Annotated in this window: 16 protein-coding genes; 6 read left to right on the forward strand and 10 right to left on the reverse strand. The window is 46.2% G+C overall.

Annotation, left to right across the window (positions count from 1 at the left end; genetic code table 11):
• The first annotated feature begins 179 nt into the window (after positions 1-179).
• Positions 180-1250 (forward strand): hypothetical protein, encoded by a 1071-nt coding sequence (locus AZI85_RS14840; protein ID WP_063244811.1) that lies wholly within the window; start codon positions 180-182, stop codon positions 1248-1250.
• Positions 1251-1277: 27 nt separating this feature from the next.
• Here the strand turns inward: AZI85_RS14840 and AZI85_RS14845 are convergent, their stop codons facing one another.
• From AZI85_RS14845 to trxB, 4 genes are all read right to left on the reverse strand, one after another.
• Positions 1278-2981, reverse strand: a complete 1704-nt coding sequence (locus AZI85_RS14845; protein WP_155724056.1) for a S8 family serine peptidase — start codon at positions 2979-2981, stop codon at positions 1278-1280.
• Positions 2968-3705 (reverse strand): lipase chaperone, encoded by a 738-nt coding sequence (locus AZI85_RS14850; protein ID WP_063244812.1) that lies wholly within the window; start codon positions 3703-3705, stop codon positions 2968-2970. The genes AZI85_RS14845 and AZI85_RS14850 overlap by 14 nt, the downstream gene beginning before the upstream one ends.
• Before the next feature lie 125 nt (positions 3706-3830).
• Positions 3831-4328: a response regulator gene (locus AZI85_RS14855; RefSeq protein WP_063206170.1), complete on the reverse strand. Its 498-nt coding sequence runs from the start codon at positions 4326-4328 to the stop codon at positions 3831-3833.
• A gap of 7 nt (positions 4329-4335) precedes the next feature.
• The gene (gene trxB / locus AZI85_RS14860; RefSeq protein WP_063206169.1) at positions 4336-5280 is read right to left on the reverse strand and encodes a thioredoxin-disulfide reductase; all 945 of its coding nucleotides are present in this window, start codon (positions 5278-5280) and stop codon (positions 4336-4338) included.
• 106 nt (positions 5281-5386) lie between these two features.
• Between trxB and AZI85_RS14865 the strand changes: the two genes are divergently transcribed.
• On the forward strand, positions 5387-5674 hold the full coding sequence (locus AZI85_RS14865; RefSeq protein ID WP_063244813.1) for a 2Fe-2S iron-sulfur cluster-binding protein: 288 nt from the start codon (positions 5387-5389) through the stop codon (positions 5672-5674).
• A 129-nt stretch (positions 5675-5803) separates the two neighbouring features.
• Positions 5804-8266 carry a hypothetical protein gene (locus AZI85_RS14870; RefSeq protein ID WP_063244814.1) on the forward strand — a complete coding sequence of 821 codons (2463 nt, stop codon included), beginning with the start codon at positions 5804-5806 and terminating at the stop codon, positions 8264-8266.
• Positions 8267-8278: 12 nt separating this feature from the next.
• On the opposite strand, the gene AZI85_RS14875 is transcribed toward AZI85_RS14870, so the two are convergent.
• Entirely contained in the window at positions 8279-8587 is a 309-nt protein-coding gene (locus AZI85_RS14875; protein ID WP_063244815.1) for a hypothetical protein, read from the reverse strand.
• Between the two features lie 131 nt (positions 8588-8718).
• Between AZI85_RS14875 and AZI85_RS14880 the strand changes: the two genes are divergently transcribed.
• On the forward strand, positions 8719-9792 hold the full coding sequence (locus tag AZI85_RS14880) for a hypothetical protein (RefSeq protein WP_063244816.1): 1074 nt from the start codon (positions 8719-8721) through the stop codon (positions 9790-9792).
• On the opposite strand, the gene trmB is transcribed toward AZI85_RS14880, so the two are convergent.
• From trmB to AZI85_RS14895, 3 genes are read right to left on the reverse strand one after another with little or no spacing between them, the layout of a single operon-like run.
• A complete protein-coding gene (gene trmB / locus AZI85_RS14885; RefSeq protein WP_253721020.1) occupies positions 9793-10491 on the reverse strand; it encodes a tRNA (guanosine(46)-N7)-methyltransferase TrmB in 699 nt (232 codons plus the stop codon).
• On the reverse strand, positions 10469-11503 hold the full coding sequence (locus AZI85_RS14890; protein ID WP_063244817.1) for a cation diffusion facilitator family transporter: 1035 nt from the start codon (positions 11501-11503) through the stop codon (positions 10469-10471). Before AZI85_RS14890 ends, trmB begins: the two co-directional genes overlap by 23 nt.
• Before the next feature lie 39 nt (positions 11504-11542).
• The gene (locus AZI85_RS14895) at positions 11543-12541 is read right to left on the reverse strand and encodes a GGDEF domain-containing response regulator (RefSeq protein ID WP_063244818.1); all 999 of its coding nucleotides are present in this window, start codon (positions 12539-12541) and stop codon (positions 11543-11545) included.
• Positions 12542-12766: 225 nt separating this feature from the next.
• Between AZI85_RS14895 and leuS the strand changes: the two genes are divergently transcribed.
• Positions 12767-15160: a leucine--tRNA ligase gene (gene leuS / locus AZI85_RS14900; RefSeq protein WP_063244819.1), complete on the forward strand. Its 2394-nt coding sequence runs from the start codon at positions 12767-12769 to the stop codon at positions 15158-15160.
• 125 nt (positions 15161-15285) lie between these two features.
• Positions 15286-17190 (forward strand): biosynthetic arginine decarboxylase, encoded by a 1905-nt coding sequence (speA, locus tag AZI85_RS14905; RefSeq protein WP_063206162.1) that lies wholly within the window; start codon positions 15286-15288, stop codon positions 17188-17190.
• Positions 17191-17639: 449 nt separating this feature from the next.
• On the opposite strand, the gene AZI85_RS14910 is transcribed toward speA, so the two are convergent.
• Together AZI85_RS14910 and AZI85_RS14915 are read right to left on the reverse strand one after the other, a co-directional pair.
• Positions 17640-18668, reverse strand: a complete 1029-nt coding sequence (locus AZI85_RS14910) for an ABC transporter permease subunit (protein ID WP_253721021.1) — start codon at positions 18666-18668, stop codon at positions 17640-17642.
• Positions 18665-19699, reverse strand: a complete 1035-nt coding sequence (locus AZI85_RS14915; protein WP_172795342.1) for an ABC transporter permease subunit — start codon at positions 19697-19699, stop codon at positions 18665-18667. Before AZI85_RS14915 ends, AZI85_RS14910 begins: the two co-directional genes overlap by 4 nt.
• Positions 19700-19710: the final 11 nt, after the last annotated feature.

The following is a 19710-nucleotide window of genomic DNA, read 5'->3' on the forward strand; positions in this document are numbered from 1 at the left end:
CATCGGCTTCTCTTCACAATTATGAACGAGACCTCGGAATAGTTTTTCCTTTGAATAAAAATTCGGTTACATGAACATCCCGCAATGAAACATTTTTGGTCTAGAAAGCGAGTGTTTTAGTCAAGACTCCTTAACATCGCGCCGATATTTTTTAAGTAGGACGTAAAGGAGACGACAATATGAGTACAGCGAAGTACTTGGTTCTCTTAGTAGCGACACTGATGTTGGCAACGGCTTGCGAGCAACAGGTCGAAGATGATGGCTCGAGCGAAAACGATCAGGCCACAAACCCCACACGCTTTCTTTATATTGCTAGCGGAAGTTGTTATGCCGGGGGGCCTACTCCGACCTCCCCTTCGCGCACGATCTCGCGTGTGAATCTAGCAACCGGAAATATCCATGACATCATCGTTGATTACAATGCGGCTTCTCCGGGTGATGCGCCCATCACCGTTATCAATCACGATGACAACACCGTTCTTTCTTTGGTCGAGAACACCAGCGGGCGTCGCGTGGATCGAGTCACTAAGTCTTCCAACGGAAATCAATATCAGACATATTTTACGAACTCGACGGCACTGAACGCGGTGATGCGAAGCATGAGTGTAGCTTCAGACGGCGCTTTATTAATTAGTAAATCCAGTGCCATTGAAAAGTTCGCAGCAAAAAGTCGCGTGGGCACTGCGGCCTATGTCAACGCTCCGGGCGGCGCTTGTGCGACAACGACAACGTTAATTTCAAGTCTTACGGTGACACCTACTTACGGGCACATCCTTTACACACATGCAGCGGCGGCTCCTAACAACAAGCTGAATGCGATAAAAGGAACAGGTTATGTTTCCGCTGCCGACTGTTTAGCAAGCACGTCCATCACTCCGACAACAGCTTTACCGACAGCCATGGTTTACATTCCTTCGTCAAATGATGTTTTGATCGCAACGGGAGGCACGACGGCGGCTTCGAATATGATAATTTCCTATCCCATCACCGAAACCGCTTCGACCGTCACGATTGGATCGCCGACTGTCGCCTACATCAACACCAGCGTGATTTATGGCCCTTCCGCGATGACCTATGACGCTGAAACGGGTTTTGTCTATGTTGCGAATGGATCCACATCTTTAGCGAACGTGATTGAAAAATTCACTTATGATTCAACGACGAAGACTTTGACTCGCGTTGGGACCGTGCCCTTCACTGGAACAAGTCTGCAAACAAATTGTATAAGTTCGATGTTTGTGGGGAATTAAAAAAGGCACCGGAAGGTGCCTTTTCTTTTAGTAGCTTCCGGTGAAATTAATGCTCCATTGAGTGAGCGTTCCCGAGTTGCCCGATTTCGCATCGACGACTTTCAGAGTCCAAGCTCCTTGAGTCGTTTCTTGATAGAAGGCGTTGGTCAGGAAAGTTTGTCCGGTATAATTAGCAAGACCTGTTAAAGAGTTTCGTGCATTGACGATGATACTTTTCTTTCCTGACGGCGAAATTAACTCAAGCGCCAGTTCAGAAATATTCGCGTGAGTGACCCACACCCGGATTTGCACCGATTCAATTTTAATATTCGGAGTGTTCACGATGATCACACTAGAGCCACCGGCCGCAGCATTGTCCGGGATACCTACAGAAATTCCACCTGAAGTATCTGACCAATTTGTTTCCGTAAAAGCACCAAAAGGAGAAGTATAGTTTCGCGCTAAACTTACGGCCGCGTCTACGTCGACTTTTCCAAACCCGTACCAGTTATGAAACTTAAATCCGGCCCCATTCTGAATCCAAGGCTGCTCCCAGGCATAACCTGCTGGCGTCGTATCCATAGGGTGAGGCACCGTTCCCGTTGTCACATAATTTACTGGGACGGCTGTTTTGGCGAGAATGTATTTCACGTCTCTCCAAGTCAGATTGGGATTGGCTTCTAAGATCAGTGCAATGGCACCCGTAAGAACCGGAGTCGCCGCCGAAGTTCCGTTAAACGTGACGGAATAGCTGCACGCTGAGTTGCCGTTGGCTCCTTTTTCAAAGGCCACGTCACTAGTAACATTCGAAGCAGAAAATCCTTTGCTACATCCCATACGATCTGTTGTCACCATGGCTGGAGAATCATCACCGAACTCTCCACCAAACGAAGACACCCAAATGTTAGAGCCCGGCGAAGAATAGCTTGCTGCATATCCTTCCGCATTCAAAGCGCCCGCTAAAAGTGTATAAGGAGTGCTATTATCAGAATCAAAGTTCGCATTTCCAACGCAATACTCGGTGCTAGAGCCACGGCATTTCACAAAAAAATCGTTCCCGGCCGCTTTGACAATTAAGGAGCCTTTTCCCGAGCGACCATTGATCGCTTTTGATTTTAACTGCGCCTGAAAATTAGATGAAACAGTCGACAAATTATTTTGCGAAGAACCCCAACTCATATTGAAAAGGTCAAAGTTTCCCTCGGCCTGACTGACTAATATCGCGTCAGAATATCCTGCCGCTTCAGAAAGAAAATTCGCTGAAGCAATCCCCGCCCCGAAAGCGACACCCTTAGTGCCCACACCATTGGAGGCAACAGCCGCAATCAAACCAGAAACAGCCGTACCATGGTTATCGTTAGCAACTTTCGGTGCAGCAGCACTCGCTGTCCAAGGTGATGCCAAAGTATAATCTTTAGAAACGCCGTAAAGAAAATTCTTCTTTAGATCTTCGTGAGTGTCTTCAACACCATCGTCAGAAACTAAAATTGAAAGACCTTTTCCAGAGTATCCGCTCGACCAAGTCTGCAGAAGATTTAAATCGTTTCCGACTTCACCCGCAGTCGTCGAAAAAACTTTCTGAGCGGTATTATTGATATGCCAAGCCAGTTCTAATAATGGATCGGCACCGGTTTTATCCGGCTCAACAGCAGTGAAAGTACTTTCCGCACAATTCGTAAAGAACAGCCCCGTGAGACAGCTCACCGCTAAAACAGAAACTAAAATGCGGAAGCGAGGACTAATTCTTTTCATAAGTTCTACTTAAAATTTCCATTTCTGAAGATTCTAAAGAGGGATCATTTTTTAAAATATCTTGGACGACTTTTAAGTCAAAAGGCTCTTGAGGAGACGTCACGTAATAAGTACGAATATCCGGAAACGAATTTAAAACTTTCAGTCCCAAGTTTTGCGTAAGAACCTGTGGCGAAACTCCTTCTTTAAGGACCACCGAAAAAGTTCCCGTGACGACACCCGCAATTCCCAATCGAGCATCATAAACCACGATCGGCTGAGACGCGGAAAAAGCACTCGGATCCGCCGCTTCCTCTTTAACTAAATAAAAACCCGTCATTTCGCCGACAACGACTGCGGAAGGTGGTCCCGCATTTTTAGGGACGGCTCTTACGCCATTCCAGATTTTCCAATCACTATCAGCAAAAAGCGGCGATTCGGAAAACTCTGCATTTTGTGTATTCAGCTTAATAGAATCCCGCTCTGACTTGGGTAAGCGACGAGATCGCGGCACCATCTGCGCTGGTTCTTGATTGGAAGCAATTTCAGTGGTTTGAGTTTTTTCAGAAGACTCTACTGCCACGGTGGCAGTGGAGGTGGACTCATGGTCCTTTGCAGATGATAAAGTGGTAGAAGCTTCGGTGTTTGCAGTTATTACTGACGAAGAAGCCCCTTTATTCCAAAAATAAAGAGCCGCTCCCCCTAATACGATCAAGAAAATGACTATGGATAACCGACGTGCCATGAGCTTCCTATTTTAGCTTGTTTACTAACAGGATGCTCATTATTTTCCGCTAGGACTATTGAGAAATTGTGGAGCTGGCCTTAGGGTCTCGGACTGAGACAATACCTTTGTCTAAGGCCCCTGAACTACTCGTTCAATTTAAGAAGTGTCTGAACAGTTTTCTTTAGCTTTTCGACGTCGAAAGGCTTTTTGATGTAGTCATCAGCGCCGATTTCGAAAGCTTTTTTCATGTCGTCTTCGGTGGCTTTGCCAGAAACGAAAACCAACGGAATCTTTTTAAGATCGCGATGGTCCTTCAGAAGCTGGGCCAGTTCAAAACCGTTCACCCATGGAAGACCCACATCCATCAAAATCAAATCAACCGGATGATCATCCAAGGCCGTAGAAAGTTCCGTGGCATCAGCGGCAAGCTTCGTCACGTAACCTTCAGTTTCTAGAATTCTCTTCATCGCCAAACGCATGGTCTCATCATCTTCGATAACTAAGATCACTTTGGGATCAAGTTTCTTCTTCGCCTCACGAAATTGATCTAAAGAGACAACGTCCTGGCTCGCGATGCGCGCCTTCGTCATCTTCTCGATTTTGTCGACTAAATCCTTCGTGTTGATTCTTTTATCCTTCATACATTCCTTAGTGAGAACCTTGAGCTTCTAACCATCTTTCAGCATCAATAGCTGCCATACAGCCTGTACCGGCTGCCGTGATGGCTTGGCGGTATACGTGATCTTGCACGTCTCCGGCCGCAAAGACACCTGGAATATTAGTATAGGTCGTGTTCGGCTGAGTAATCAAATACCCTGTCTCATTCATATCCAACATACCTTTGAAAAGGTCTGTATTTGGCTTATGGCCAATGGCTAGGAATAGACCCGTAATACCTAGATCCTTCACTTCACCCGTGTTGACGTCTCTGATCTTAGCGCTTGTCATGCTTTTGCCATCGCCCATAACTTCGGTGACTTCCGTGTTCCAAAGAACTTCAATCTTTGGATTTTTCATCACACGCTCAGCCATGATTTTGGAAGCACGGAAGTGATCACGTCTATGGATCACATAAACTTTAGAAGCAAAACGAGTGAGGAAAGTCGCTTCTTCCATCGCGGTGTCACCACCGCCAACAACACCAATTTCTTGGTTACGGAAGAAAGCTCCGTCACAAGTCGCACAAGCGGACACACCACGGTTTGAATACTGTCTTTCTGAAGGAAGACCCAGGTACTTCGCACTTGCGCCGGTAGAGATGATGATTGATTTTGCCAAATGAAGTTTGTCACCAATCCAAACTTTGAACGGACGTTGCGAGAAATCCACTTTCGTCACATTGCGAGTGATGAAACGAGTTCCAAATCTTTCGGCTTGTTTTCTCATCACCGTGATGAGATCAGGTCCCGTGATTCCATGCTCAAAGCCAGGGAAGTTTTCAACTTCTGTTGTCGTCATTAACTGACCACCGGCTTCTTCGCCTTCGATCATTAACGGTTCTAAATTCGCACGAGATGTGTAAACAGCTGCTGTCAAACCTGCAGGGCCTGAGCCGATGATAATCACATTTTCAACTTTAGTATCTTGAGTCATAGAAACCTCACAAAATAGGGACCAATTTACGCCCCTAGGCTACCACAAACAGGGTTGTTTTCATTACTTCTTTGCACGTTTTGGACTGCGTCAGCTACAATGAGCCATGCCTTTGATTTCGTTTAAAAAAAATCGTCCTGCCTTTGAGGTTCCTTCGGGGGCAAACCTGATGAAATCTCTTCTTGAAGCCGGCCTCCCCGTCGCTTCAAGTTGCGATGGTGATGGTGTTTGCGCCAAGTGCAAGATCATCATTGTTGAAGGCAAAGAGAATTTGACCCCGGAAAACGAAACGGAGGCCTTCTTAAGGGAGTCTAAAGATCTGCCAAAAGATGTTCGCATTAGCTGCCAAACTCAAGTGATTGGCGACGTCACAATTGACGCAACTTATTGGTAATTCCAGTTTTCATACAACAGCCGTATCAGAGCAAGACGCAGCTTTCATAAAAACCCGCCTTCATCTACCGTTTTTCATTTAGGCCCAGAGCAAATGCTCCGATGGATTCATAAGACTTCTCGGAGGGTTATGACTAATTGGAACCTTTTAGTTTTTGTCATCTTTGGCTTCATCACGGCTGGCTGTACCTTAGACGCCCAAATGCTTCGCTTGGCGTCCCAAACTTCGCCTTCGATGACTCCACCAGTGATTTCTCCGACTATCCCTGCGACATCTTCATTTAATGTGCGAGCCAATTATCCCGAAAGCCGCGCGAACGCCCAACAACTTCTTTTTGCTAACGACGGGCAATTTGTTTTCACCAGCACTATCGACAACTCTTATGTACAAAAAATGACTACGCAAGGTGCCTCCGCTGCCCTTGCCTCCGGCGCCTCACAGATCGAAACAAGTTTCTTTCGATCCGTCTCTTCAACTTTGAATTCTTCACGGAACCACATTCTTCAAGTGGGCTACTATTACGATTCCGCGACCAACTCGACATCCGTTGCCCTTCAAAAACTTGATAATCAAGGTGTCCGCATCGCAAATTTTAATAACGGAGAAATATTAAAGTTGGCGCTGACTCCGTCAAGTATGACACCACGTTGGATTGGTGTTGATTCGTCAGAACGGATTTACATCGCTGGTGAAACGAACTCCAGTCCTAGGGATTTCTTGATAGCTCGATATCTGACTGACGGCACCGTAGACACCAGTTACGGATCAGGCGGACTGGTTCAAACAGATATAAGCTCTTCATCCGGTGACGACCTTCAAGACTGTACACTGCAAAGCGATCAAAAATTAATCTGTGTCGGCGGCGCTAACTACAGTGGAAAGAACTATTATTCGATCGTGCGCTACAACGTAAATGGCACTTTGGATATTTCTTTTGCGGGAGATGGAATCTTAACGGATTTTTTTAATACAGCAAACTTTGACAGATTTTATGCCGTTACTCTCAAAGCGGACGATAGCAGAATTTATGGTTTGGGACGTGGCACTTTCGGAAAATACGTTATTGCCTTTAACAGCGACGGCACCAAAGACAATTCTTTTGGTACCGCCGGAGCTTTAAACTTAGGCAACGATTTTGGCTATACAGATCACATTGCCCTCACGACTGACGAAAATCTTATTGTCGTCGGAAGCGACACTGATGCCGACTATATGTATTTACGCGTCGGCAAAATTCTTTCAAATGGAACATTTGATCCCGCATTTGGAACAGGCGGAATCGTGTTTCGCGACGATATGAAATTAGAAAATACGGCCATCACAAAAGTAGCTTCCGACCTGTTTGTCGATGGGTCAAACAACATCTATCTTTACGGCAATAGCTTTAGCGCAGACACCTCCTCCAGCATGTTTATGTTAAAACTTTTGCCCAATGGAAGTCCGGATAATGCTTTTGCCTCTTCGGGTCTATTAAGACCGAGCGTCCTCATACCTTCCAATGAAGAGATCAAACAGTCCCTAAAAAAAGACGATGATCTCTACATCTTGGGAACTATGTTTCGGGGACGGGCGGCGTTTATATCAAAACAGCGTAACGGCGTTGTAGACACTGCTTTTGGCGTGCAAGGACACTTTAGTTACTATGGCGGAAGTTTCGAATTCATAGAGGAAGCAAAACTTATCGAAGCACCTGACGGCGGATACTACGTCAGCCTTCTCGTCGGCAACGAGTCGACAGTGACTTCTGAAAACCGTATTTTGAAAATCACAACGGCCGGAGTTCTAGACACTTCCTTTAACGGGACAGGAATAGCAAGTCTTCCCAACCCGACAGCCAGCAGCTTAGGAATCCCGGCCGTCGATTCTAGCGGAAACCTTTTCATTGTAAGCCAGCTTTGGGATGGTCCCGATGTTGATAAGTTAGTCATCACGAAATTTACGAGCGCCGGAATTTTAGATAACACTTTTGGAACCGGCGGAGAACTTATTACGGCGATGGAGGTTTGGCCTCTTGCAGCCCGCTTCGTAAATGGTCGTCTGTTGGTTGCAGGAAATACCGGGAGCGATGCTTACGTTCTTCGCTTTCTAAGTGACGGCACTTTGGACACATCGTTCAACACATTAGGTTACACCACCTATGCCATTGATTCCGAGAATCAGTATATGTCGATACACTTAGACTCGGCTCAAAATATTTCGCTTTTTTACGCCACCTATGACGGAGAGAAAAAGTTTATTCTTAAAATGGATAAAGACGGAGTGTTAGATACAAGTTGGGGGGTCGGTGGATCCTTGGAAATCGCCGTGCCTGATACATATTTACTTACTTCCATAATGAAAGACTCTGAAAACCGTTGGGTTTTAGTGGGCTCTGAAGACTACGTGAAAGGCGTTGTTATACGACTAACAACCGCAGGAAACTTGGACACCACTTTTGCGAATGCGGGTTATCTTGTAGATGATGCTTTTTTGGAATTCAAATCTGTTGATTCACTTGAAGACGGCGGAATTTTAATAGTTGGAAAAGCGCCCACTTCAAACGGTTCTTTAGATGCTGTGGTAGTTCGTTACGATGAAACCGGCTCTCACTAACAGTTTAAACGCCTAAAGACCCTTTCCCTCAAACGGAATTCCGGGGGATGTCGCTTCTTCTTCAGGTCGATCCCATCCGACAGGTGTGGCCACTTGAGCGGCACACTGTCCCCGACCCAGTTGAATATAAGAAAGACCTTTCTTACCACCGTGAGGTCGTTCGGTATTACACAAAGACACGTTCCCTCGAAGAACTGTCATTGATTCGCTGGGTGCTATGAACTGCGCAGAATCACGTTCGGGAGGAATCGCAGCAAAAACGGTGTCGACTACGGCCGTTAACACAAGTGCCGAAAGGATCAGCCCTAGTAGGAGCTTCATATCTACCTCCGTCGTTATAAAATATTATAAACGGATTTTTACCCAACATGATCAAACTGCTGTTTGACGCAGGACCTTGAGTTACAAATTGAACAACTGACACGTTCTCTTGGCCGCGATAGCCTATTTATATGAACGGACGTATTCATATCTATCGCGTATTTGATATCGGAAAAGACGTGAACCTTGAAGGTGTGCAACGCCACTTCGAGATGTCTTCATCTGCCCAACGTTTCCGTTTGAACCGTTCATCCAAAGCGATGATTATCAATCAACCTCCCCTTTCACTGGTGATTGAAAATTCCAAATACAGTGCTTTAGGTCATCCGCTAGATTTAGAAGTGACCGCGAAGATCTGGCACTTTGGTGCAGTCTCTATGACAATGTCCTTCGTTCTTCCAAAGGGATTAACTTGGGATCGCTTAATTGCGTTAGGTAACTTTCTAGAAAATGACTCGAACCTTCACGATCTAGCGAAGAAACGTGTAGAGCAGATCGTTACCGGATTAGGTCGTCCGGTCTCCACAGTGAACTGGGAAACTTACGAAGACTATGCGTGCTACTTCTTCCAAAGCCTCGAAGGTTGCGAAAAAAACGCAATGGAAGTCTTTAATCGTTACGATGTCTTTCGTTTGATTCTTTCTGAAAACAACGAAACTTTGTCGGAACAAATTAAAAAGACGATTTTAGACAGCACTTTTCAATACAGCCAAGATGATCTGGCCGTTATCGATTGGAATTCGGCTTTAATCATTGAGCCTTCGGGTTCAACGGACATTATCGACGTTATCGAATTCTCTCTTTGCCAGTTGCTGGAAATGCGCTATTACGACGATCTTTTGGATGAAAGACTGACTTACTTGTATTCTTCTTTAGAGAAAAAACGTTTCAGCATTTTTCAGAATCACTATTCGCGTTTATCACGAGAAGCGGCTCAGATTTATCTCGACATCTCAGACACCGTTGAAAGCGTTGAGAATACTATGAAAGTGGTCGGGGATTTCTATTTGGCGAAAATCTTCCGAGCGGCCTCGCAAAGACTGCGCTTTAAGGACTGGAAGGACAGTGTCGACCAAAAGCTTTCAAACTTGGCGCAAGTGTCGCGACTTTTTGTTGGTGAAGCCAACGAAAAACGGAACCAACTTTTAGAGATCATCATCATTGTGCTGATCGCGATTGAAGTGGTTCCGCTATTCTTTAAGTAACTAAACTTTTTGTAGGCGCACGAAGTTGATTTTAATGCCTTCGCGCAGGAAGATTTTTTCGAAAGCTGTTTCGAAGTTCTGATCTTTCATTTCGGAATTGTGCAAATCCTGAGTTTCAAAAATAATCTTATAAGAAGACTGACGGATTTCATCCATCGCCCACAAGAAATAGACTAAAGAGTCCGTTTTGAAGTTGATGAAGGAACCCGGCTTCTGCAAGCGGTGCAAAATATCCAAGTTCTGCTTACAAACAAAACGATTCTTAGGTTTCTTCGGTGAAGTCCAAGGATCTGGGAAGTGGATGTAAACGTTGTCGATCTCACCTTCAGTGAAAAGCTCTTCGATGTTGAAAGCGTGATAGCGAGCAATCGCCGCGTTTTTACAGCCATCAGTCACCGCACGACGGATGGTTTGAATCAAAGGTTTATACTTAAGCTCTAGTCCTACAAGCAAACGCTGTGAATGGGTTTTTGCATGATGAGCAAAGTAAGTTCCATTCCCCGTACCGACTTCAACATCCATAGGCAAGGCCGCATCGGCTTTGAAAACATCCGAACGCCATTTGCCTTTATTGAGTGGAGCGCGAAGCTCGTCAAACGCTACGTGAGCATACTCACCATTTAACGCCAAGGTATACGCGTTTTGGTTTGGTAAATCTTTAGTGATATTGATTCGTCTACGTGGAACCGGGATTGTCATAGGCCCTCTGATTAGTCGGACGAGGGCCGTCGGTCAAGCTTTTCACTGTGAAGGGACGCAAACTCTCATAGGGTTGCTGTCGAATAGGGCACGTCAATACATCGCACGCTTTGCAGTAGGATTTTTTACACGGGTCCAAGTGAAAAGCGAGCTCTCCATCAAACTTATAAGCCGCCACCACACAAGATTCATAGCGGTGAATCAGGTCGTGTGCCTTCACGATATCCCAATATTCCGGGATGACCATGTGGGCATCAACGTGATGAAAGCGTCCCGAGCGAATGATGCGTAAGTGATGAATATCAATCACTCCGGGCTCGCGACATTTCGCAAGAACCCCCGTGAGATCTTCCAGGATTTCTTCATCTTGCTCATCCATCAAAACACCGAGGGACTCACGCACAATTTTGTAACCGGAATAAGCCAGTTGCAGTCCGACTAAGATGGCAACGACAGGATCGATCCACTGAATATCCGTCAGCAAAACCAATCCCAATCCGACCATCACACCAGCCGTCGTCAAGACGTCAGAAATGACATGCGCGCCACTTGCCTTCAGTGCATCGGAATGATGGGTTTTTCCGATGTGTTTTAAATACAACCCCAAACCTAAATTAAGAAGAGCCGCAACAGCCACTACCAACAATCCAATTTCTAATTGTTGAGTGGGCTCGCGATAGATCAGTGCCTTGATACTTTCGAAAATAATCATCAAGGCCGCGAAAAAGATCAAACCACCTTCAAAGGCCGAACTAAAAGACTCTGCTTTCCCGTGTCCATAAGGATGTTCATGATCGGCAGGTTGCGCAGCAAAACGAACGACGTACAAGGCCACGAGCGAGGCCACGACATTTACAATGCTTTCAAGAGCATCAGACAAAACCGCCGTGGAGCCCGTGATACGATAGGCGCCCATCTTCAAAGCAAAAATCAAAAAACTCGCAATGGCAGAAATCCATGCGGCCCGGTTTCTAATTTTATTTGCTGAGTCTGAAAGAATATCTGACGCCATATAGAGGGTTTTCGTTGATCCCTCTTAGTTCGTCAATGACTAACCTGCTGCTTTTCGGCGTTTTTGCGCGGCAGACTTGAGTTCCACCACGGGAGCCTGTTCTGGCTTGTAATAACAAACCATATTCCGACCGCCACGTTTCGCATCATAAAGCGCATGGTCGGCACGGCGAACCAGTTCGCGGGCACTGATATTTTCACCCGGGATGGTGATGGCAAAGCCCACAGAAGCCGTTAACTTGATTGAGTCCTCTCCGTTACGGAAAGTCGTCTTCTGAATGTTCTCACGCAAACGTTCACAGAAGTACATAGCGCCTTCGTGATTGGTTTCCGTCAAAACAACCAAGAATTCATCTCCACCGTAGCGAGCTGGAATATCAATATTGCGAGTGTTAGCGCGAATGATTTTACCCACTTCCGAAAGAACATAACTTCCGAACAAGTGATCATGTCCGTCATTCACAGTTTTGAAATAATCCATATCCATCATGACAACACAGACGTCACGGTGGAAACGACGGCCACGCTCCATCTCGAAATCCAAACGCTGATAAAGCGAACGCATATTATACAGACCTGTTAAGTCGTCAGTATCAACAAGCTCTTTCAGCTTTTCGTTGGCGTAAAGAAGTTGTTCGTGCAAATCGCGAATACGCAATTGCGTACGGATGCGAGCCAATAATTCAAGAGGAACAAAAGGTTTTACAATGTAATCGTCCGCACCTGAATCTAGAGCTTCGATGATAGCCTCGGTGCTGGAATTTTCAGAAACGAACACACAAGAAACGTGGTTCAGTCTTTCACGGATGGTTTTTAGAACTCGCAAGCCCGCCATGGACGGAGCCATCCAGTCCAGGATGACAACCTGAGGAATCCAAGACTCGATAAGGTTGTGCGCCTCTTTTTCGGTGGTGACACCGCGAGCGTCATAGCCTTCCCATCTCAGAGGCTCTAAAAGAATCTCTAAGCTGTCTTTATCGTCGTCGATTACTAGAATGCGGCGACTTTTAGGTTGTTTGGAGCTGTTTTCAAAACTCATCTACATACCAGTGTAACGTCTGCCTCACTCATCGGTTAATTTCGAGATTTGATTAAGGAAAATTCTGATCCATCGACGAGGTCTGGGCTGGACCTAAATCTTGGGCCAGACTGTGGAACGGCGTTTTGCAAAACAGACTCGTTTGCGACTGCATATACGTTGAATTTGAGGGTGTTTTTGGATAGGACTAAACGAAGTACTTAAACGTTTGTAAGGATGTCCGTTATGAGTTTGAACTTCTCCGAAATTGAATCGAAATGGCAAAAAAAATGGGCCGAGCAAAAAGCGTTTCAAGCTGAGTCAAATAGCAAGAAACCAAAATACTATGCTCTGGATATGTTCCCCTACCCATCAGGCTCGGGATTGCACATCGGTCATATGGCTTCCTACACCCCCGGCGATATCGTTTCACGCTACAAACGTGTGAACGGCTTTAACGTTCTTCACCCTATGGGCTACGACGCTTTCGGATTACCGGCAGAGCAATATGCCATCCAGACTGGAATCCATCCGGCCATCACAACTCAAAAAGCCATCGAAAGCTTCCGCAACACGCTTCAGTCTTACGGGTTTAGCTTTGATTGGAGCCGCGAGATTTCCACATGCGAACCAAGCTACTACAAGTGGACCCAATTTATTTTCTTAAAACTTTACGAACGCGGCCTGGCTTACCAAAAAGAAGTTCCTGTGAATTGGTGCCCGGCTTTGAAAACAGTTTTGGCGAACGACGAAGTTATCGATGGCAAGTCCGAGCGTGGTGGACATCCTGTCATTCGCGTTCCGATGAAACAGTGGATGCTTAAAATCACAGACTATGCTGAACGTCTTTTGAACGATTTAGACAAAGTAGACTGGCCCGAAAGAACCAAAGAAGCGCAACGCAACTGGATCGGCAAAAGCGAAGGCGCACGTATCACTTTCAAAGTGGACGGTACTTCGGAATCTTTTGAAGTCTTCACAACTCGCCCAGATACATTGTTCGGCGTTAGCTTCATGGTCATGGCTCCAGAACATGAGCTAGTGAAAAAAATCACGACGGCTGCGGAAAAATCTTCGGTAGAAGCTTATGTTGAAGCGACTTCTCGCAAGTCTGAAGTAGAACGCAAAGCTACAACAGATAAGACGGGAGTTTTCACCGGCGCTTACGCTCTTCATCCAATTACAGGTGAAAAAATTCCGGTGTGGATCGCGGACTATGTACTTTTGGACTACGGCACGGGCGCTATCATGGCGGTTCCGGGTCATGATGCTCGCGATTTTGAATTCGCGACAAAATTTAATTTGCCAGTGAAGCGCGTTCTGGAAGGTGGCGACACCTTGCCATTTGAAGGCGATGGCACTTTGGTGAATTCAGATTTCCTTAACGGCCTGACTAAAGCTGAAGCGATTAAAAAAATGCTTTCTCACCTTGAAAGCAAAAAATTAGGCGTGCGCGAAGTTCAATACAAATTACGTGACTGGCTCTTCAGTCGCCAACGCTACTGGGGTGAGCCGTTCCCGATTGTTCACTTCGCGGATGGCTCTCGCGGAGTTCCTGTAAACGAACTTCCAGTGATTCTTCCAGAGGTGGCCGATTATGAACCTGCTGACACGGGTGAGGCTCCACTAGCTCGCAATGCTGAATGGGTTCGTTATTCTCGCGATGGCAAAGAAGGAAAACGCGAAACCGACACTATGCCAGGTGCCGCAGGTTCTTCTTGGTATTTCTTGCGTTATATCGACCCTAAAAATGATCAAGCGCCATTCAGCGCGGAGGCAGAGAAATACTGGATGCCAGTAGATCTTTACGTCGGCGGACCTGAGCACACAGTCGGTCATCTTCTTTACTCCCGTTTCTGGATGAAGGTTCTTTTTGACTGCGGTCTTGTCACTCATGATGAGCCTTTCCAAAAGCTTCTTCACCAAGGAATGATCTTGGGACCTGATGGCGAAAAAATGTCGAAATCTCGTGGAAACGTGATTTCTCCTGACACGATTGCAAAAAGCCATGGCGCCGACGCAATGAGAACATTTATCAGCTTCATGGGCCCGGTCGACAAAGATAAACCTTGGGCGCCAACGGGTATTGACGGTGTGAAGCGTTTCTTGGATCGCATCAGCCGCTTGGTGGTCAGTGATGAAGGCCAATATGTGGCTACAAAAGATGCCGCTCCTGACGACATTAAGAAATTAGTTCATAAAACGATCAAGAAAGTCACAGAAGACATCGAAAGCATGAGCTTTAACACAGCGATCAGCGCCATGATGATCTTGGTGAACGAGCTTTATAAGGCCGAGTGCCGCTCGGAAGAGGCTCTAAAACCGCTGGTGCAAATCTTGGCTCCTTTCGCTCCCCATTTGGCGGAAGAATTGTGGGAAAAAATGGGCGGAGAAGGACTTTGCTCTTTGGCTCCATGGCCAAAATATGATAGTACCCTCGTCGCTGACGACACTGTGACTATCGGCGTGCAAGTGAATGGAAAAATGCGCGGCACGATCGAAGTAAGCCCGACGGCTTCAGAAGACGAAGCTTTAGCGGCGGCGAAAGCCGTGGCCGGAGTGTCTGCAGTTTTAGCTGGAAAAAATCCTGACAAAGTGATTTATAAAGCCGGCAGAATTTTAAATTTGATCGTGAAATAAACTGGCACCTTTGCGGGTGCCTCGCGGGCGCCCGAAAAGGACCAGATTTTCAAAAAAAATCTTTACGGCCCCGCTAGAAAATATAACCTCTTTCGTAAAAGAAAGAAGAGTGAGGGCCAAAAGAGATGTCTAATTGGAGTCCTGAGAAGAGCGCTGAGCTTTATGGGATTAATAACTGGGGCAATGGTTATTTCAGAATCAATGGAGCAGGCAATGTCTCTGTTACTCCAATGGGAGCAAGTGGACCTTCTGTAGACTTGTTCGAACTTACTCAGGATCTTTTGGACCGCGGTATTCGCGTTCCTATCATGATTCGTTTTCCAGAAATTATTAAATCTCGCGTAGAGCTTTTGAACGGTTGCTTCCAAAAAGCTTTCGCGGACCATGGTTACAAAGGCCAATACCGTGGCGTTTACCCGATTAAGGTGAACCAACAACGTCACTTGGTGCAAGAGCTGGTGAAATACGGCCGTGGCTTTTCTATGGGTCTTGAGTGCGGTTCTAAGCCAGAACTTCTTGTCGTTCTTGCTTTGATGAACACGGAAAATGCCTTGATCATCTGCAACGGCTTTAAAGACTTCGAATACATCGAAACCGCAATTCTTTCTCAAAAATTGGGCCGCAACACGATCATCGTTGTTGACCGTAAAGAAGAATTGAAAATGATCGTGGACACAGCGAAGAAGTTCAACGCTCGTCCAAAAATCGGTTTCCGCGCGAAGCTGAACACCCAAGGTGCGGGTAAATGGGTAGACTCTTCAGGCGCTCGCTCTAAGTTCGGTTTGACGGCAGTTGAAATCGTTGAAGGCGTTGAGTACTTGAAAAACGAAGGCATGCTTGATTGCCTTGAGCTTCTTCACTACCACATCGGCTCTCAAGTTCCAGCGATCCAATCTATCAAATCTTCTTTGAAAGAGGGCGCGCGTTTCTATACTGAGCTTTACAAAATGGGTGCAGGCCTTAAATACATCGACGTCGGTGGCGGTCTTGGTATCGACTACGACGGCTCTGGCCACTCTGACAGCTCTGTGAACTATTCTGAACAAGAGTATGCGAACGACATCGTGTCTGTTCTGCAAACTCTTTGTGATGAAAAAGGCATTCCACATCCAAACATCGTGACAGAGTCTGGCCGCTTCTTGGTGGCCCATCACTCGGTTCTCGTTTTCAACGTTTTGGGCGTGAACGATCTTCACCGTCACGAGCCGCCTCGTCCGGCAACAAAAGCAGATCCTTCGATCATGCAAGACATGCAGTACATCTTTGAAAAGGTGAACAAGGACAATATCAACGAATGTTTCAATGACTTAGAACAAGCTAAGCAAGAGACTTTGCAGCTATTCACTTACGGCGTCTTGTCTTTAGAACAACGCGCTTGGTGTGAAAGCATGTACTTCGCTATCGCTACGAAGATGGTGAAGCTGGCGAAAACAGTTTCTGACACAGAAGACATTATCGCGGCTCTTTCTAAAGAACTTTGCGATACTTATTTCTCAAACTTCTCGGTTTTCCAATCGGTTCCAGATTCTTGGGCAGTAGGTCAGTTGTTCCCAGTGATCCCAATTCACCGTTTGGGCGAAGAACCTTCTCGTGAAACTACTCTTGCGGATTTGACTTGCGACTCTGACGGTGTGATTGAAAAATTCATCGACACAGAATCAGGAACTCCGAAGGACACTGTTCGTCTGCACCAATTCACAGACGGTCAACAGTACTACTTGGGCGTGTTCCTGACCGGAGCTTACCAAGAGATCCTGGGCGATCTTCATAACTTGTTCGGCGACACCGATGCAGTTCATATTTCTTTGAACGGTGTAGGCTACACAATTGATCACTACGTACCAGGCGACACGGTAACGGAAGTTCTTTCTTACGTTCAGTACGGCCGCTCTGAAATGGTGGACAATGTTCGTCAAGCTACTGAAGAAAGCATCCAAAAAGGCTCGATCACAAAACAAGAAGCCAAACTTCTGATCAAGCACTACGAAGAAGGCCTCTCCGGTTACACATATCTAGAAGAAGCCGAATAGTGAAAATAAAAAAAGCCCGGTTACCAAACCGGGCTTTTTGTTTTAGGCGCCTTCGCCAAGCTCTTCCATGTCAAATACTCTATCCAGTTTGACGGTCCTCCAGTCACTAGTCCTTGGACCGTGTACACGTTGGAGTGACTTCAGAAAAAACTAAATCTTACTAATGATCGCTAATATCATCAGGACAATTACTAAAACAGCTTTAGTAATTTCCAAAATACGCCGACGTAAATAGGTTGGCTTACGCATCGGACACCTCCTATGATTCGGATAGGAGATCCAACAACAGCGAACTTGGCGAAAGCAAAGTTCGCTGTTGTTATGCGCTTCCTGCGCATAACCCTTCGGGCTACGCGAAAAAATGCCATCCTGGCATTTTTTTGCATTTCAAGGCCTAGAAAAACAAAAGGCCCCGTTTCCGGAGCCTTCACTAATTTTAAAATTTGAACTTACATTTTCGAGTCGAAGGCGTCGCGGACTGCGAGGCCGATGTTGATCAGGACCGTCAGTGTTAGAACGATCGCGACCATCGGTCCCCATACTAGCCACTCGGCGATGGTGAACCATTTTTGCGCTTGGGCCATCAACTCACCCCAGCTTGGTGTTGGAGGAACAAGTCCCAATCCCAAGTAATCTAGGAAAGACAAAGTGTTTACGCCACCGGCGATAAAGAACGGAGCGAAGGTTACGATCGGAGTTAAACCATTCGGAAGAATATGTTTACCGATAATACGTTTGTGATCTGCACCGATCGCTCTTGCGGCTTCAACGTACTCACGCTTTCTTAGCGAAAGGAATTGCGCACGCATGTAAGCGGAAATTCCTGTCCAGCTGAACAACGCAAAGAAGATGATCAGCAATGGCAAGCTTGGGGTGAAGATTGAAATGATCGTAATCAAAACGAAAAGGATCGGCGTACTTTCTACGATCTCTACGATACGTTGACCAACCAAGTCTGTTTTACCACCCAAGTAACCCATCAAAGAACCCAACGTGATACCGATCGCGTAAGTCGCAATCCAGCTTCCGATAGCAAAAAGCATCGTGTAACGGAACCCGTAAAGAAGACGAGTCATCACGTCACGACCACTTTCATCCGTCCCAATCCAGTTTGTAGAAGTTGGAGGAGACGGATAAGTATCTACTGTTTTGTTACTTTCGTACGGATCCCACTGAATGATCGGCCATACAGACCAGTCGCCCTCTTTCATTTCAAGCTGGCGGTAATCCATAACATAGATATCGTCACGACCGAAATCAGTTGGATGGTAGTCTACGAAAAGTGGGAAATAAAGTTTACCGTGATAGCTCACGATGTGAGGACGGTTGTTCGCCCAAAGCTCTGCCGTGAAGCTAAAGAAGAACATCGTCAATAGGATCCAAACAGAGATCACCGCAGTGCGATCGCGCTTAAAGCGCTTGTAGCGTTTAAGCGTAAGTTCATTCTTAATAAGATATTTCTGAATTGGATCCATCATTTGAAGTCAATCCTTGGGTCGATAAGAACATAGATGATGTCGCTGAATACGCGGCCAAACATCAAAAGTAACGATGAAATGAACGTCAATCCCATGATCACGTTATAATCACGTGAAAGAACAGATTGATATCCAAGAAGACCGATACCGTCCAAGTTAAACATCTGCTCGATGATCAGCGAGCCCGCAAGGAAGGCTCCGAAGAAACCACCCAAACCTGTCGCGATAGGGATCAAAGCATTACGAAGCGCATGTTTAAAAATAACGATGTTTTCAGAAAGACCTTTCGCGCGTGCCGTACGAACGAAGTCAGATTTAATGATATCCAACATCGAGTTACGCATAAGAACTGAAAGCTCTGTGAAACCACCGATCATGTAACAGATCAAAGGAAGAACGAAGTGGTGAACACGGTCCCACAATTTACCCATGGTCGTTAAAGACTCATAGTCGTCGGACTGAATACCACCGATAGGGAACATATTCAGTTTACCCGCGAATACAACGATCAAGAAGATACCCAATACCAGCGGAGGAATCGAATACGTCAGGTTCAGCAAGATCGTCGTCACCCGGTCAAAGGAAGCTCCGGCCTTGATGGCCTTTCGCACCCCTAACGGGATACAGACTAAATAGGTTAAAATCAGAGAGGCGATACCGAACTGCAGGGAAACCGGGAATTTACTTTTGATAACGTCGATGACGGGCTCTTGGTAAGTAAAACTTTCACCGAAATCAAGACGAGTGAGGTTTTTTAGCCAGATGAAGTAACGAACATGAAGGGGTTTATCAAAACCGTATTGCTTTTTAAGAGCCTCAATAACCTCTTCGTTAACCGAGGTGTCGCCGCGGGTATTGATGCTACCCCCGCCGCCGCCTCCACCACCGCCGGCAGCGCCGAAACGAATGGCTTGAAGCTTCTGCTCGATGGGGCTTCCAGGAGCTAAGTTAATCAACACAAAGGTGACTACGGTAATCCCGAAAAACGTCGGAATCATCAATAACAATCGGCGAATCAGGTAAACGATCAAAGCCCTACTCC

The sequence above is a fragment of the Bdellovibrio bacteriovorus genome (genome assembly GCF_001592755.1).
Lineage (GTDB): Bacteria > Bdellovibrionota > Bdellovibrionia > Bdellovibrionales > Bdellovibrionaceae > Bdellovibrio > Bdellovibrio bacteriovorus_E.